Annotated in this window: 6 protein-coding genes and 1 pseudogene; 5 read left to right on the top strand and 2 right to left on the bottom strand. The window is 68.0% G+C overall.

The window, feature by feature from the left end:
- The coding region (locus H629_RS0107485) for an IS256 family transposase (RefSeq protein ID WP_024356669.1) at positions 1–293 on the top strand (293 nt) is incomplete at its 5' end.
- A 41-nt stretch (positions 294–334) separates the two neighbouring features.
- Here the strand turns inward: H629_RS0107485 and H629_RS0107480 are convergent.
- Positions 335–712 (bottom strand): annotated as a pseudogene (locus H629_RS0107480) (IS5 family transposase); the annotation flags it as partial.
- A 394-nt stretch (positions 713–1,106) separates the two neighbouring features.
- On the opposite strand from H629_RS0107480, the gene H629_RS14080 reads away from it, so the two are divergent.
- Positions 1,107–2,783 carry a heavy metal translocating P-type ATPase gene (locus H629_RS14080; RefSeq protein ID WP_338034114.1) on the top strand — a complete coding sequence of 559 codons (1,677 nt, stop codon included), beginning with the start codon at positions 1,107–1,109 and terminating at the stop codon, positions 2,781–2,783.
- Here H629_RS14080 and H629_RS0107470 read toward each other — a convergent pair.
- On the bottom strand, positions 2,746–3,747 hold the full coding sequence (locus H629_RS0107470; protein WP_029746707.1) for a hypothetical protein: 1,002 nt from the start codon (positions 3,745–3,747) through the stop codon (positions 2,746–2,748). The genes H629_RS14080 and H629_RS0107470 overlap by 38 nt on opposite strands.
- A 135-nt stretch (positions 3,748–3,882) precedes the next feature.
- Between H629_RS0107470 and H629_RS0107465 the strand changes: the two genes are divergently transcribed.
- The 3 genes from H629_RS0107465 to H629_RS0107455 all read left to right on the top strand — a co-directional run bounded on the left by H629_RS0107465 (position 3,883) and on the right by H629_RS0107455 (position 16,456).
- On the top strand, positions 3,883–5,469 hold the full coding sequence (locus H629_RS0107465; protein ID WP_024356666.1) for a helix-turn-helix transcriptional regulator: 1,587 nt from the start codon (positions 3,883–3,885) through the stop codon (positions 5,467–5,469).
- 580 nt (positions 5,470–6,049) lie between these two features.
- Complete coding sequence (locus tag H629_RS0107460; RefSeq protein WP_161607999.1) at positions 6,050–16,012, top strand: isopeptide-forming domain-containing fimbrial protein; 9,963 nt, start codon at positions 6,050–6,052, stop codon at positions 16,010–16,012.
- A gap of 99 nt (positions 16,013–16,111) precedes the next feature.
- Entirely contained in the window at positions 16,112–16,456 is a 345-nt protein-coding gene (locus H629_RS0107455; RefSeq protein WP_024356664.1) for an ATP-binding protein, read from the top strand.
- Positions 16,457–16,460 lie beyond the last annotated feature (4 nt).

Here is a 16,460-nt window from a genome sequence, read left to right as displayed (position 1 = left end):
ACATCCTCGCGTTCACCGGGTTCCCCGAAGGACTCTGGCAGCAGATCTGGTCCAACAACCCCAACGAGCGCCTCAACCGGGAGATCCGCCGCCGCACCGACTCCGTCGGCATCTTCCCGAACCGCGACGCGATCATCCGCCTCGTCGGCGCCGTCCTGGCCGAGCAGACCGACGAATGGGCCGAAGGACGCCGCTACCTCGGCCTCGATATTCTCGCCAAAAGCAGACTCACCCTCGTCGCCGACAACAACCCCGAGGAGGTGACCGACAGCATCCTCGAACTCAGCGCCTAACCCCACACATCGAAGGACCCACCGCTACACCACTACCGGGGACTTGACCCTGTGTCCTGATCCGGGCGCGGCAGATTCGTACCGTGCTGATGGGCACGGTTGATCGTCGCATCGACCGATACACCCCAGTCGATGTCACCGGCAGCGTCGGCCTCGGCAAGGATCTGCATCAGCACGCGATCCCAGGTGCCATCGACGGCGTATCGACGGTGCCGCTTCCACACTGTCTGCCACGGACCGAACCGCTCTGGGAGATCCCGCCACGGGATCCCGGTCCGATACCGGTAGACAATGCCCTCGACCACCCGGCGATTGTCTTCGAACGGACGGCCTTTCCGGCCCTCGTTGGAGGGGAGTAGCGGATCGACTCGCTCCCACTGCTCGTTCGTGAACTGCGTAAACCTCGACCGGCGAACCATGCACTTCAGTCTGCCGAAACATCACCCACCGATATAGGAGACACGCCCTAGCCGCTGACGCGCTCGCGGGGCCCGGGTCGGATTCGTTCCGATCCGGGCCCCGCGGCGTTTCCGGCCGAGGCCGACGGTCGCGCGGATGAGGTGAGGCTCGCCTTCGATGCGCCCGGCACCGCACCCGGCCAGAATGGAGGCATGAGCAGGCTGCGCACGGCGATCCGGTCCTACCCGCTGGTCGCGGTGACGCTGCTCGTGGGCGCGGTCGGCCTGCTGCTGCTCGCCACTCCGGCCCGCCCGGCCGCGGCCTGGATCGTGGGCGCCTACGCGATCGGCGTCGCGGTGTGGCAGGGGTTCGGCATGATCCGCCAGCTCGTCCGCGGGCACGCCGGCCGTGCTCGTGGGCGAGCCGTGGGCCGCGCTCGTGGTGGTGCTGATGCTCACGGGAGGCGAGGCGCTCGAGGACTACGCGCAGCACCGCTCGAAGAGGGAGCTCACGGCGCTGCTCACCCGGACCCCGCAGCGAGCGATGCGGATCACCGGTGGCGGTGCGAGCGGCGGTGCGGACGACGCCGAGGATCGCTCCGGCGCCGACGACGGCGCCGGTGAGCGCACCGAGACCGTGCCCGTGGAGCAGATCGAGGTGGGGGACCTGCTGCTCGTGCGGCCGGGCGAGGTCGTGCCGGTCGACGCGATCCTGCTCACCGCCGAGGCGGAGTTCGACGAGTCGTCGGTGACCGGCGAGAGCCTGCCGGTCGAGCGCGCGGCGGGCGAGCGGGTCGCGAGCGGCGTCGTCAACGGCAGCACCGCGATCCGGATGCGGGCGGCGGCCGGCGCCGCCGAGAGCCAGTATCAGCAGATCGTCGAGCTCGTGCGGCAGGCTCAGGGCAGCCGCGCGAAGACGGTGCGCCTCGCCGATCGCTATGCGGTGCCGTTCACGGTGCTCTCCCTGCTGATCGCGGGGACGGCCTGGGTGCTGAGCGGAGACCCGGTGCGCTTCGCCGAGGTGCTCGTCGTCGCGACCCCCTGCCCGCTGCTGATCGCGGCTCCCGTCGCCTTCCTCGGCGGCATGAGCCGGGCGACCCGCTTCGGTCTCATCGTGAAGGGCGGCGGCACGCTCGAGCAGCTCGCCGAGGTGAGGTCTGCGGCCTTCGACAAGACCGGCACGCTCACCACGGGCAGGCCGGAGCCTCGCGCGGTGCGGCCCGAGCCGGGCTTCACCGAAGAGCGACTGCTGCAGCTCGCCGCTTCGGCCGAGGTGTACTCGTCGCATGTGCTGGCGGGCGCGGTCGTGTCCGCGGCGAAGGCGCGGGGCGTCGCGCTGCTGCCGGTCGCGTCGGCAGCCGAGAGCGCGACCAACGGGGTCGAGGCGCGAATCGAGACGCAGGTCGCCGAGGGCGTGATCCGCGTCGGCAAGCCGTCCTGGGTCGCCGAGTCTGCGCCCGAGCTGCGGCGCGCTTCGCTCGACGCGGGCGAGCTCGCGATTTACGTCGCCCTCGACGACCGGTTCGCAGGCACCCTCGTGATGCGGGATCGATTGCGGGAGGAGGCCCCGGCGACGCTCGCCGAGCTGCGCGAGCTGGGGATCGAGCGCATGGTCATGGTGACGGGCGACGTCGCCGCGACCGCTGACGCGATGGCGGCGCGCGCGGGCATCTCCGAAGTGCACGCCGAGTGCAGCCCGGCCGACAAGGTGCGGATCGTCGCGGGTCTGCGACCCCGCCCGCTCGCGATGGTCGGCGACGGGCTCAACGACGCCCCGGTGCTCGCCGCCGCCGATGTCGGATTCGCGATGGGCGCGCGCGGGGCGACCGCTGCGAGCGAGTCCGCCGATGTGGTGAACCGCTTCGACCGCATCGACGGCGTGACGCGGGCGATCAGGATCGGCCGCGACACCGTGCGCATCGCCCTGCAGAGCATCTGGCTCGGCATCGTGATCAGCGTCGGTCTCATGGCGGTGGCGGCCTTCGGGTTCCTGCCTGCTCTGGCCGGCGCGTGGCTGCAGGAGGCGGTCGATCTGGTCGCGATCCTCGGCGCGCTCAGGGCCGTGGGGCCACGCTCCGAGCGGCGCCGATAGCCGCGAGCACCCGTTCGCGCAGGGCGTTGCCGCATTCTGCGAAGCCGCGCTGCAGCTCCGCGTACTCGCGCTTGCCGGCCGCCGTCTCGATCGCGATCGGCGCGAGCGGCGTCCCGTCCGCCCCCGCGTATCCGGTCACGTCGTAGGGCGAGGCCCGCATGTCGACCTCGCGGATGTCGCGCGCCAGCACGAACGCGTCGAGCAGCACCTCGCCCGGCACGATCGGGCCGAGCTTCGCGGCCCACTTGTAGACGTCCATGCCGGCGTGCAGGCAGGCGGGCTGCTCGAACCGGGGCTGCGTCTCGCGGGTAGGGCGCAGCGTGTTGAGCGGCGACGCCTCGGGCGTGAAGAAGCGGTAGGCGTCGAAGTGGGTGCACGCGATGCGGTGCGACTCGACGACCCGGTCGGTGGCCTCGTGACCGATGCGGAGCGGCAGGCCGGCGTGCCGCACCTGCTCCGGCCCGAGGCGGTAGACCATCGCCCACTCGTGCAGGCCGAAGCAGCCGAACTGCGCGGGGCGCTCAAGCGTCGCGCCGAGCAGCCGCTCGACGTAGTCGACGGTGCCGCCGCGCTTCGAGAAGTAGGCTGGCAGGTCGAGGGCGGCATCGGGTTGCGATCCTGAATCGATCGAGGATCCCGGGCCAACTGCAGATCCCGACACCTTCCGGTAGTAGCGCCAGCCGGCGCGATCCTCTGCTGCTCCTTCGAGCACCACTCCCGCACCCGGGTGCCACCGGCGCAGTTCGCCCGGCTTCACCGAGTAGTAGGTCCAGAGGAAGTCCTCGACCGGATGCCGCTCGCGCCGCGACCGGCGCGACCGGTGGCCGGCGGTGAGGGCGTCGGCTCGTTGCTGATGCTCGTGCTCGCGCCGTGACCACTCTGCGCGGGGCAGCAGCACCGTCGCCGAAGCGTGCGCCCGAGTGCGGGTGCGGGCGCGCGCTTCGGGGCCGGCGGTGACGGGCATCATCCCAGGTTACTGCGCACGCGGGAGCGCGGATGCGCGACTTATGCGGTGAGCCCCGGTGTGCGCTCTGCCGGCGGAGCAGGGCCTGCGCTACTCTCGAAACAATGTGATTACGGCGAACGCTGGGAGTTGTCGATGTCGAATGCGGAGCATCAGCCGCCGAACGACCCGGTCTCCGCCCGCCCGCCCATGGTGCTCCGCCGCGCAAGCGATCGCACGCCGCTTGGGAGCATCATCGGCAGTATCGAGCGTGCGTTCGACCTGGGCGATTACGATCTGCTCGCCGAACTGCTCGATCGCAACATACTGGCCGCCTGGTTCGGCCTTCGGCCCGAGCGTCTCGGGCTGATCATCGCGACGATGACCGAGGCGGGTGCGCCGGTCAACCTGGTACTGCGCACCATCGCCACTCTGCTCGCCTCACCGGGCTCGGCGCACGCCATCGGCGAGCAGCTGAGCGACAGCGCACCCGAGGCCGGCACGCTCGACGAGCTGGCGGCGCTCTCCCAGCGCATGTTCGCCCTCCGACTGCAGGGTCGCCCGGTCGAGGCGATGCAGTTCTCGGCGAGCCTCGACCGCCGATCCGGCATCAGCTACCCGTTGTTCGACACGCAGAACGGGTGGGGGCTGTTCGCGCCGGTGCAGTTTGGGGTGACGGCCATGCTCGCGGGAGATTTCTCGGCCGCGCTGGCGAGCTTCACGCAGGCCCGCATGCATGTGATCGTGCCGCACCTCGCCTTTCTCACGCGTGATGCCTACGTCAAGTCCGCGCTCATCGAGGCGCTGTACGGGGATGCCGAGCGTGCCAGCGCACTGCTCGACGATGCGAGCAGGGTGCTGCGCACCGAGAGCTGGGCCGAGGGCGGGCTCGACGCCTGTGCCGTGATCGCCGGGTCGCTGCTGCCGAGTCGGGCTCCCACCGAGGCGCTCCGGATGCTCGAGTCGGTGCCCCTGCACGAGGTCGGCGAGATGTGGCCCTTCCATGCTGCGGCCGTGCATCGTGCCCTTGTGGCGGCCGGCTATCAGGAGGAGGCGAGACGGCGGGTTGAGATGTTCGAGGGCATGCCCTTGCCGCGCCAGGAGGGCCAAGGTTATACCGGCAGCGTGCTGTTGCTTTGCCGCATCGCCGACTCGGTGGCGCATGGGGATCTGCTCGATGCGAGGGAGAGGATCGGCCGAGCAGACGATTCGATCGCCGTCACCCGGCTCGTCGCTGCGCGACTCGAGCTGGCCGCGGGCAGGCCGAGGGAGTCGCTGCGGCGGCTGGAGGGCGTGCGCGAGCAGACTGGCAGCCTGCGAAGTCTTGAGGTGCAGCGTCTCGCGGTGATCGCGGGATGCCATCTGGCTCTCGGATCGGCCGATGAGTGCCGGGAGGTGCTCGAGCTGGCGGCGCGGCTGCCCGGAGGTTTGAGCCCGCACGAGGCGCAGTTCTTCCCTGCCGACGTGCACCGGTTCGCCGGCGCCGGTGTGGGAACGTGGCCCTTCGCCGAGGAGCCGGGGTTCGACGACTCCGAGATGTTCCAGACGGGGGTGCCGCTCACGGCCCGTGAGCTCGATGTGTTGCAGCAGCTCTCGGGTGGGCATTCGCGGGAGGAGATCGCGCGGTCGCAGTTCATCTCGCTCAACACGCTGAAGGCTCACTTGCGATCGATCTATCGCAAGCTGGGTGTCAGCTCGCGGGCGGGCGCCGTGCTCGAGGCGGAGCGCCGCGGGATCGTCTGAGTTGCGGATCCGAATGTCTGGTCTGGGCGCAGCGCCGTGGCCGCATCGCGGTCGTCGCACCGATCGCCGGGCCAGATATCGCCCCCGATTTCACCCTCGTCGCCATTTTGTGCAGCTTGCTGTGGCATAGGTTTGTATGAGATAGGTGGTCTTGTTTGTTCGGGGCCGTCTGCTGGAGTAGCTTGTTCGAGCGCCCAGATGGATGCGTTCGATGCGGACATCCAGCGTTGACTTAGAGGAATAGGGTCGGCCGCCCGTGTGCGGCCGGTTTGCTTGGGGGAGCAGCATGTCGCGTCATGCGGAAGAGAAGACCGAGCGGTCGAGCGTGAACGCTCGCATCAAAAAGTGGATCGCGGGCGTCTCAGCTGCGGCTCTCGGTGCTGGCTTGCTCGTGGTTGCTGGCTTTGGCGTGAATTCGGCATTGGCGGGAGCGCCTGCGCCCGGTGTCTCCGTCGCTCAGAGTGGCACCTACCTGGCGGGCGAGGATCTGTCGCTGAATCTCACGTTTACCAGTGCTGGTGCAGCTGCGGGTGATGAGTACAACCTGAGCGCCGGTGTTGTGATGCCGCAGGGGATCACCGTGGTTGATTCGGGCACGCTCGGCGCCTCGGTCGTCCACACCGGCCGCGCACTGCCGCTCGACCCCGTGAGCCCCGCTGCGCGCGTGCAACTGCCCGGCAACTACTCGATGAGCGAAGCCCAGTGCGCCGCGCTCGGGCTCGAGCCCTGGACTCCGGACCAGGCCTCCGGCAAGTGCGTCGTGCCCGACGGCATGCAGTACCTCGTCTTCCAGAACATTTCCGACCTGCCCGAGGGCGCCTCGGCCACGCATTCGGTGACGCTGCGCCCCGATGCCTTGGTGTTCCCGGTGGGTTCGCGGGTTGAGCTCGACGTCACCGCCTTCACGAGCGAGGATGTGAGCTACATTCCCGTGTTCCCGGGAAGCACCGGCGTTGCCGATGACTCCGGGAAAACTTCGGCCCCCGGTTTTCCGGCCGCACCCAACCGCACCACCTCGGTGCTCGTGAACGCCCTGCGCCTTGAAAAGAGCGAGCCCAGCCCCGAGAGCGAACTGCTGCGCGGGGTGCACGCGAACTCGACCACATACACCTTGCGTGTGTGGCACACGGGCGAGGGCGACATCGACGATGTGACGGTGACCGACTTCATCCCGGCCGGCCTCGAATACTTGGGACTGGGCAGCGCGGTTGACCCCGACCGCACGACGAATGCGAACGGCACGCAGGGGCTCGTCGAGTACCCGGGTGCCCCGCGCCTCGACAGCACCCCGGCCCCTGCCGGCAGCACTTACGCTGGCACCGGCGTGATTGACGCCAGCCGCAACGCCGCGAACATGGGCGAAGAGACCGTCACGACCAGGGTGGCGACCGCCGCCGACGCTGCGGCCCACCCCGGCGTCGTCGCAGGCGACGTCTACACCGTCGTGAGCTGGAACATCGGCGAGCTCTTGAAGACGGGTCTCGCAAGCTACAGCATTCTTGATCCGGTTGCGCAGACGTATGACGCTATGCCCGGTACGCCTGGCTTCTTTGAGATTCGCTACCGTGCCGCCGTGCCGCTGTTCGAGAACACCGTCGACTTCGATGGCAACGGCAACCAACCGACCGCAGATGGCGGGCGCCACCAGATCGCAAACCTCGATAACAACCGTGGTGCCTCGACACGTCATGGCTCGGTGCAGACGACGCCCGGTTTCGGCGACGACGGCGATGCGAAGAGCTACACGAACGTGGCCACCGCCGCGGGTGTCTATAATGGCGAAGTTGCGGACGAGGCGGATCGCATCCTCACCGACACCGACACCGAGACGATCGACGCGGTCGACGTGCGTCTGCTGAAGTCGGTCGACTATGAAGAGTTCACGCAGGGTGGGCTCGCCACCTACACGCTCGACATTCACACGAGCGAGTACACGAGCGCCGACCTGGGTGCTGGTGGCAGCGGTGCGATCCGCCCGAACCGCCTCGTTGATGACCTGGGCGACGGCATCTGCCCCGTGTTCCCGGCGGGTGTCGCGGTCACTCCGGGTGCGAGTACGGCAGGCACCGATATTCCCCGCCTCGTCATCGGCAACCCGAATCCTGGTGGGAGCGTGGGCCCCGACTTGACCGCGGCGGATTGGACCGCTGCGCTCGGTTCGAGCCTTGCGAGTGCCTGCGGCTTCCCCTCGTCTCGCACCGGTGCGGCGCTGACTGGCACCCCTGGTGCGACGACACTGACGGGCATCGCCTACGACCCCACGTCGGGCCACTTCTACCTTGACCTCAACACGGCAGCACTCGCCGCGAACAGCCAACAGGTCATCACGTATACGGCGTTGCAGAATACCGTCTACTCAGAAGGCGGCGGCGTGCCCGGTGCGACGACTTCAGGCGACACCATCGTCAACACCGCTGAGCTGATGATGACCACGCAGTCGATTCCGGCCCTTGACAATGTGGAGTCTGCCTCGGGCGCCGAGGCTGATGGCACATGGCGCGCCTGGGACGACTCGGATGCGACGCTGCAGGCTAGTCTCAGCGAGCTGAATAAGTGGGTGCTGAAGCGAGAAGCTGGGGTGCCTGCTCGCAATGTCGTGATGAACGTAGACGACGATGACTGGGTGAAAACGCCCGAAGAGAACACGCCGTTCGCGGTGGGTGACCAGGTCTGGTACAAGATCAAGGTCACGCCACCGAGCGGGGCCGACGTGCGAAATGCGAAGCTCACCGACTTCCTCCCCGAGGGCGTGAGCTTCGATAGCACCACCATGAATGGCAGCACGAAGCGGCTCGAGGATATGTGGATCGTGCCCTCGGGCGACTGGGGTGCCGCTGGAGAGAACCTACCCTGGATCGGCACCTGCACCGCAGCGAACGCCCCGATCCCCTCTGACATTGTTGGTACTCCGGGTGATAACAATTTCACGCGGTGGCTCTACACCTTCGTGCCGAACCCGACAGTTTCAGGCAACGTTCTCACCTTTGAGCTGGGGCAGAATTGCGGATTGGGCGGCACGGATCGCTTCATGCCGCTGGCCGCCCCGCTCGAGGTGTACCTGAAAGTTTCCGTCAAGAATCCGGCCGCCTTCGCCGAGGTCGATCTGCCGCAGAACCTCGCGAAGTACCAGCAGAACAACGTCGACGGCGAGATCTTCTTCCTGCGTGACATGGCCGAGATCGAAGTCGACGGCAGCCCGCGCCTGTTGAAGGGCATCCGCAGCAACACCAACGCCGACAGCCCTTCGCGCCCTGCCGTGCTGCCGGGTGGCAACCTATTCAACACCAACGTCGACGGCACGCCGACCTCCGAGACCGTCGTGCAGGGCGATGAGGTGACCTTCCGCCTCGACGTGTCGGCGCCGCGCACCGGCACCACGAACTACCAGGTCTGGGACGCGCTGCCGGTGGGGATCAAGGCCGCTGACGTGAAGCCCGGCAGCTACACCGCCGCCGACGTGAACCAGGTCTGGGTGCCGATCGCGGCGCCCAACCCCGGGCATCCCGGATTCTGGGAGGTCGCCGAGACCCCGGTTCCCGCAACCTCGGGCGCGACCACGAACTGGACCGCCGACGTCTACGACTACGATCCCGCGTTCAACGCCGGTGCGGGCGGCTACCCGGGTGCACCGGCAGACGTCAACGATCACCTGCGCGATGAGATCAAGGATGCCGAGCGCAGCATCGTCGTATGGAGCTACAGTGCGCCCGTGCTCGGCTCCATCGCCGAGGACGACTCGGTCGATCCGGTGATTCCTGCCGCCTTCCGCGGCATCACGCTCGGCTACACCGTCGTGGTGCCCGACGGCACGACCGGCAGCGCCGCGGCGGAGCTGACGCAGCGCTACCAGAACGACGCCTCGATCGTGCAGTTCGCCTACCAGGGCAACAGCAGCACCCCGGGCAACGCGGTCAACAACGAGGTCATCGTCAACGGCACCGAGAACCTCGCCGACGAGCGGCATCCCGCCCCCGGCTCCGGCGTCTTCGAGCTCGACGACGAGGACAACACGACGAGCGACCCCTCGCAGGTCTACGTGCTGGGCACCGGTATCGACAAGGTCCTCGTCGAGACCGAGGTCAAGCCCACCGGCTCGAACCCGGCGGACGCGAATAACACCTCGAATCTCGGCCCCGCTCCCGCGGCGCGCCCCGACGACGCGATCGTGCAGGGTGAGCACGCGACCTTCCAGTACTCGGTCGTCATCCCCGGCAACACGACGGTGAAGGATGCGAAGCTCTCCGACGACGGCAAGCTCCGCTGGACGGGCAGCCCGAGCACGCCGAGCAGCCGCGAGGTCGACTACAACTTCGTGGACGGCAGCGCCGTGTTCGAGGTGCGCGACAAGGACGGCGCAGTGATCCCGGGCTTCGTCTGGACCGGCTTCGACCGGGTGGGCGCGACGGGGGGCGCCGAGCGCCCCGGCACGCTGGTGTTCCCGGCCACCTACACGAACACGGGGGCCGATCCGCTCACCTTCGTCGTGCAGATCAAGGTCTGGGTAGAGGATCGCGACGAGACCGACAACACCTACAACCCGGATTTCCCGCACTCCAAGACGCTCACCAACACCGCGCGCCTCGAGTTCACCAACCCGAACTACGATCCGGGTCTGCCCCCAGGTCCCGACAACCGGCAGAAGATCGAGGCCGATGACGACGCGAACGTGACGTATATCGAGCCGCTGCCCACGCTGTCGAAGACGGTCGTCGGCACGCCCGGCGGAGCAGACGGCCTCGTCACCTTCGAGCTCACCGCGGGCAGCACCGCGGGGCTCCCGGCGCTCTACGATGCGGTGGTCTATGACTGCCTGCCCGCCGGATTCGCGGAGCCCGCAGCTGCCCCAGGCTGGAACTTCACCACCGCCAACGGTACCGCTCAGGTTTCGGCGCTGGCTGGCGGCAAGTGCCGCGTCGACGGCACGGGCGCCGATCAGCGCGTGATCCCCGATGCGGCGGGCACCGGCACTCTTATAGAGTGGACGGACATCGGCCGCCTCGATGCGGGCAGCCCCAGCACGCTGCTCTTCACCGCCAAGCTCGACCCCGCCGCCGGCGGCGGCGCGAGCTACATCAACCGTGCGCACATCGTCGGATATACGCTGCCCGGCACGATCGGCGGCGAGAGCACCGCTGATCGCCGCGGCGATCGCGCAACCGGTGCCGAACGGGACGTCACGCTCACTCGAGCCACCCTGGCGAAGACGGTATCCCCTGCCTACGCACCCGTCGGCGGCACCGTGCGCTACACGCTCACGACCACCATCCCGGCGAATGCAAACTTCTGGGATGCTCAGCTCGTTGACACCCTGCCGCCAGGGTTCAGCTACGCGGGCAACCCGACGGTCTCCTTCGTCGGCGGGCCCGCGGTGACGAACGATCTGCACGTCTCGGGACAGACCGTGACCTGGCCGGCGACCGCCGGCCCGCCGTCCGCGGGGTCCAGGATCGACATTCCGTTCGATACCGTCAGCCGCACGATCGTGATTTCCTTCGATGCGAGGGTGACCGACAGCGTCGCAGCGAGCCCGACGGCAGCCAACCGCACCAACCGCGCCACATTCTTCTGGAACATGAGCGATGGGGTCGACAGCACGCGCACGAACACTGATGAGGCGACCGCAATCATCACCGTGCAGCACCCGCGCGTGGGCCTCGTGAAGAAGGTTGACGCACGCACCGCGAGCCCGGTGAACCAAGATGCGATGACGTTGAACCCCGACGGTACCTTTAGGTATGCCATCACGGTGAACAACACCGGTACCGGTGCTGTCGGTTCAGCCAACCGCACCCCGGCACACCATGTCTCCATGCAAGACGTGGTGCCCGCGGGCGTGATTGTTGACCCGGCATCGATCTCGCCAGTGCCCACGAACCTGGCAGCCATCAGCACCGCGCTCTCAACGGGCACCGGTGCCACGATTCAGTGGCAAGATTTCGGGCCGCTCTATCCGTTGGCCGATTCCAACGGCACCACCAGGCTGAACTCGATGGTGTTCTCTTACAATGGCTCGTTCGTCGGTGCAGCGAACCTGACAGATGCGACGAAGACCAATACGGCGACGGTTACCGAGTACTTCTCGTGGGATCCGAGCAATGAGGGCCGTCGCTACGTGCCAGGCGCCGGCGGGGTACCGGCGGCTACCGACACCGCGCAGGTCACGCCCGTGTTCCCGAACGTGGCGCTGCTGAAGCAGGTCTCGCCAGACAACCCAGCGAACCCGGCGATCGACGTGGCCTACGTTGACACACCCTTTGCCTGGACGCTGCGCGCCACCAACAACGGCGCCGGCCACACGCAAAACATCGAGATCCAAGACGAACTGCCGGAGAACTGGAGCTACGACGGCGACCCCTCACGCGCACCCCAGATTCGCCTCAACGGCGGGGCTTGGGTGACGCTCGCAGCACCGACGGGCACCACCAACCTGGTGTGGAGCGAGGCGAGCGTTCGTGCGGCGCTTGAGAACGGTGGCGTGATCGCGGCCGGTAGCCCGGTGATCCCGGGCAAGGTCGGGAGCAATGCGAGCTCGTACCTCGAGATTCGCTTCAGCACGATCCCACAGACCGGGGCGCTCACTGACGCGGGCGTCACCACCGACGCAGGCGTAGCGGTGCCGCACACCAACACGTTGACCGCGGTCGCGAAGGACACCCGTGGCGACACTGGCCGGCAGGGCGTTCCTTCGTACTCGCCGGGCAGCAGCCCCGCGAACGGCTACATCCACTCAGCCGACCTGAAGCTGGTCAAGGATGCCGTCGGCGGCACCACGGGCAACGCGCCCGCGGGCCACCCGCTGCACGGGGTACCGGCCGACCAGTGGGTCATCGGGCAGAGCCTTGAGGCAGGTGTGTACACTCAGCCGCAGTGGCGCATCACCGTTGACAACCACGGCCCCAATGCGAGCTACGGCCCGTTTGAGATCACCGACACGCTGGATCTACCTGCGGGTGTGACGACGACCGGTTGGGCAGCTCAGTACTTCGCTCCGGGAGCCACGACGGGCACGCCGATCTCGTTGAGCACCTCGGGCAGCGGTACCACCGCTGATCCTTACCGGTTCACCGTGGGCGGAAACACTACCAGCCTGAACGCGGCGGGCACAGACAGGATCGTGCTGACCGCGAACGTGAACATCACGACGGCCGCCGACCCGGGCGCCAAGCCGGCAAACGACGCGAGCGTGCTCGGCCGCACCTATGAAGCGCCGAGCAAGTTGCCCAATGACGGCACCAACCCGAACCCCAACGAGGATGACGCCGAGCGGACGCTCACCGAGAGCGCCGACCTCGCAGTGGTGAAGACGATGACGAACGCCGGCGGCACCGTGAACGCGGGCGGAACGATCAACTGGTCGATCCAGCCCGTGAACAACGGGCCATCGGTCTCGCGAAATTCTGCAGCCAATCCGATCACCATCACCGACACGATCCCCACGGGAGTGAGCGGTGTGGCCGACCCGTCGAATGCGACATGGATCGCGACGCTGAACGGCGCGGCCTGGCCCGTGGGCACCACCGCGACCGCAGGCGATACGATCACGTTCACACTCGACCCTGCGATCTCGTCACTCGGGATCGGCGGTGCCGGAGTGCATGCGCCGATTACGATGAGCGGCACCGTCGATGCGGCATGGACCCCGACCTCGGGGCCGGCCGGAAACGGCAGCATCGTCAATGTTGCGGTCATCACGCCCGGCTCGACCCCCGATCCGGTGACACCGAACAACACCGACGACGCCCCGGCAAACCCGGCGTTCGACGCGACCCTCGGCATCACCAAAGTGCGCGTGATCTGGGACACCACGGCGAACGCCTGGGTGCCAGCCGCCACCCTGTCGCCGGTGCCTCCGGTCAACGCAGGCGATCAGGTGAGCTACCTGGTGACCGTCTCGAACAGTGGGCTCGCGGTCGCCCGCGGCGTGCAGGTGGTCGATGAGCACCCGACGACGCTCTTCAACGCGACCTGGGTGACCCACGCGGCGACTGGTGATCCTACCGGTACCGCGGTGTGGACGCGAGCAGACCACGCGGCCCCCAACACCCACTGGGATGTGTTCTCGCTCACCGGCAATCTGCCGGTCGGCCAGTCGCGCGCGTTCGTCGTCACCTACGACACCGCGCCGACGCTGCCCGCCAACGTCACCAACTGGGTCGAGGCGAGCTCTGAAGACAACCCCTCGAAACCGCGAGACGACGAGCCGTTCGATTCAGACAGGCTCTCGATGCTCTCGATCGAGAAGACGCACACGGTACCCGCGGCAGGAGCCGCTGCGCTGGCCGGTCAAGCCGTCACCTATCGCATGGTGATCACCAACGATGGGCCGAGTGACTCCCTAGGTGTGATCAGCCTGAGCGATGCGCTCCCCACGAAGTTCAGCTTCGTCCCGGGATCAGCCACGGTCGACGGCGTCGGCGGTGAGGCCTCACAACCGACCGTAACCGGCGATCCAAATGCCGGTGGTCAGACGTTGACCTGGGCGGCTCTTCGCGACGCGACGGGCACCCTGCCCGCCACGGCACCGAACAATACGATCGTCGTGACCTTCCAAGCGCTCGTCGCAGCCGATCACCCAGAACAGAACGGGGTGCAGAACGCTGCAACGGTGACCGGGCCCGATAACAGCGACACCGATCGCGATCCGGTCGATATCGACACCGAGGCGACGATGACGATCGTCAAGACAACGACAAACCCAGCCGACCCAGGCCCATGGCATGCGGGTACCGACGTCGAATACACGCTGACGGTCACCAACAACGGCCCATCTGCGGCTCCCGCGCAGGTCGTTGACACGCTGCCTGCAGGGCTCACTCTGGTCTCGATGAGCGGCACAGACTGGACCTGCACGGCGACCCCGGGCACCCAGAGCGGCAGCTGCACCTACGATGGTCTGCACCCGGTGGGCGCAGCAGCGGCGACCGAGATCACCGTCGTCGCGCACATCGCGAGCGACCTGCCCACGGCGACGTTGACGAACCCGTTCGTCAACGAGGCGGTGCTGACGTGGACCGACAGCCGCCAGTTCCCGGATCCCACCCAGGATCCGCGCAAGGACGACGACGACGCGTCGATCATCGTCACCGCGCAGGCCGACCTCGGCCTGGTGAAGACCGCGGTCGATCCGGCAGACGATGTCACAGAGGTGACGTCGGCCGTCGCCGGCGAGCAGGCCCGCTACCGCATCGACGTCACCAACTACGGCCCGAGCGATGCGGCGCCCGACCTGGTCGTCACCGACACGCTGCCGCTCGGCGTCAGCTACGTCGGCCCGGCCGGCGACACAGCAAGCAACTGGAGCATTGTTGCCTCGGCCTACAACCCCGCGGTGCAGCAGACGGTCACGTTCACTCGAACGGCGGGCGGCTCCAACGTCGGGTTGCCGATGGTGGGCACCAGTGCGACCCCGGCACCGGTGATCCTCTTCGACGTGCTGCTCGACCCGAGCCTGCAGCCGACCGATCCCGCGGCTGCACCCCCGGTGACGCCGCTCGTCAACACGGCGACCGTCACCTCCGGCACTCCGGAGCCTGCGGTAGACCCGCACCCGAACACCGACACCGCTCCGCTCGACGTGGCGCGCTCCGCCGACCTCGCGGTAGTGAAGTCGCACCCGACCGACCTGAACGGCCAGCTGCACGTCGGCGATCCGCTCGACTACACCATCCAGGTGACGAACAACGGGCCGTCGATCTCGAGTGGCTTCACCGTGACCGACACCGTGCCGGCCGGCATCGAGGTTACGAGCACCACCGGGCCCGTCACAGGCACCGCGTGGACGATCGACTCGATCACCTTGGTCGATCCGCTCGACCCGACCGGTGGCGCGATCGTGGTGGCCACCTACGCCGGTACGCTCGGCGTAACCGCCGGTATTGATACCGAGGCGGATCCGCTGATCATCTCGACGCTGATCCACGAGAACGCCCGCGGCACGGTGCCGAACCACGTGGAGATCACGAGTGCGAACGAGCCCGATCCCGACACGAGCAACAACGAGTGGTCGGATCCGCTCGACGTGACCCCGGTCGTCAAGCTCGTGGTCGAGAAGACCGCCGTCGGGCAGTTCCAGGTCGGCAAGGTCGGCACCTACCGCATCACGGTCGAGAACCAGGGACCGCATGACGATCCCGGCCCCATCACCGTGACCGACGTGCTGCCGAACGGCCTCGCCTACCACTCCTCGCCGAGCCTGCCCGCAGGCGTCAGCATGGCGGTGAGCGGCAAGACCGTCACCTGGACGCTCACCGGCGGCCTCGCCGTCGGCGACACCGCGGAGCTCACGCTCAAGGTGAACGTGCTGCAGGCCGCCTACCCGCAGGTGACCAACACGGTCGTGATCGACTCGCCCGCCGACCTCACGCCCGACTCGGTGCTGAGCGACGACGCGACGGTGCCCGTCAAGGCGCTCGACCCGCTGTCGATCACCGGTGCGAGCGCGGTCGGCTACCTGGCGATGCTCGCGGCGCTGCTGATGCTCGGCGGCGCTGTCGCCGCCGCCGCACGCGGTCGTCGCGAGGTTCGCGGAGTCCGCGCGGACTAGCGGCAGAAGCTGGGGGGAATCGGGGCCCGGAGGGATGAGCCTCCGGGCCCTCGCCCGTTCCCGAGCACGAATGTCAGCCGTGAACGATAGCCTGAATCCATGGACTTCTGGAGCGAGATCGTCGGGCAGCCCGCGGCGGTCGACGCGCTCGAGCGCGCCGCCTCGCCGGGGGGCGAACTCGCCCACGCCTGGCTCATCACCGGCCCGCCCGGCTCGGGCCGCTCGAATCTCGCCCTGCGCTTCGCGGCGGCCCTCACCGCCCGCGAGCCGGGCGATCGCGAGCGCGTCTTCGCCCAGGTGCGGGCCCGCACCCATCCCGACGTCGCAGTGCTCACGACCCAGAAGGTCGTGATCGGCATCGACTTGCGCGACATCGCCACCACCGCCCACTACGCTCCGGCAGAGGGGCGGCATCGGGTGATCGTGATCGAGGATGCCGACTGAATTG

This window comes from Leucobacter chironomi DSM 19883 (assembly GCF_000421845.1).
In the GTDB taxonomy this organism is placed as follows: domain Bacteria; phylum Actinomycetota; class Actinomycetes; order Actinomycetales; family Microbacteriaceae; genus Leucobacter; species Leucobacter chironomi.
Note: the sequence above shows the minus strand (reverse complement) of the source record. Positions and strands in the feature narration are given on the sequence as shown.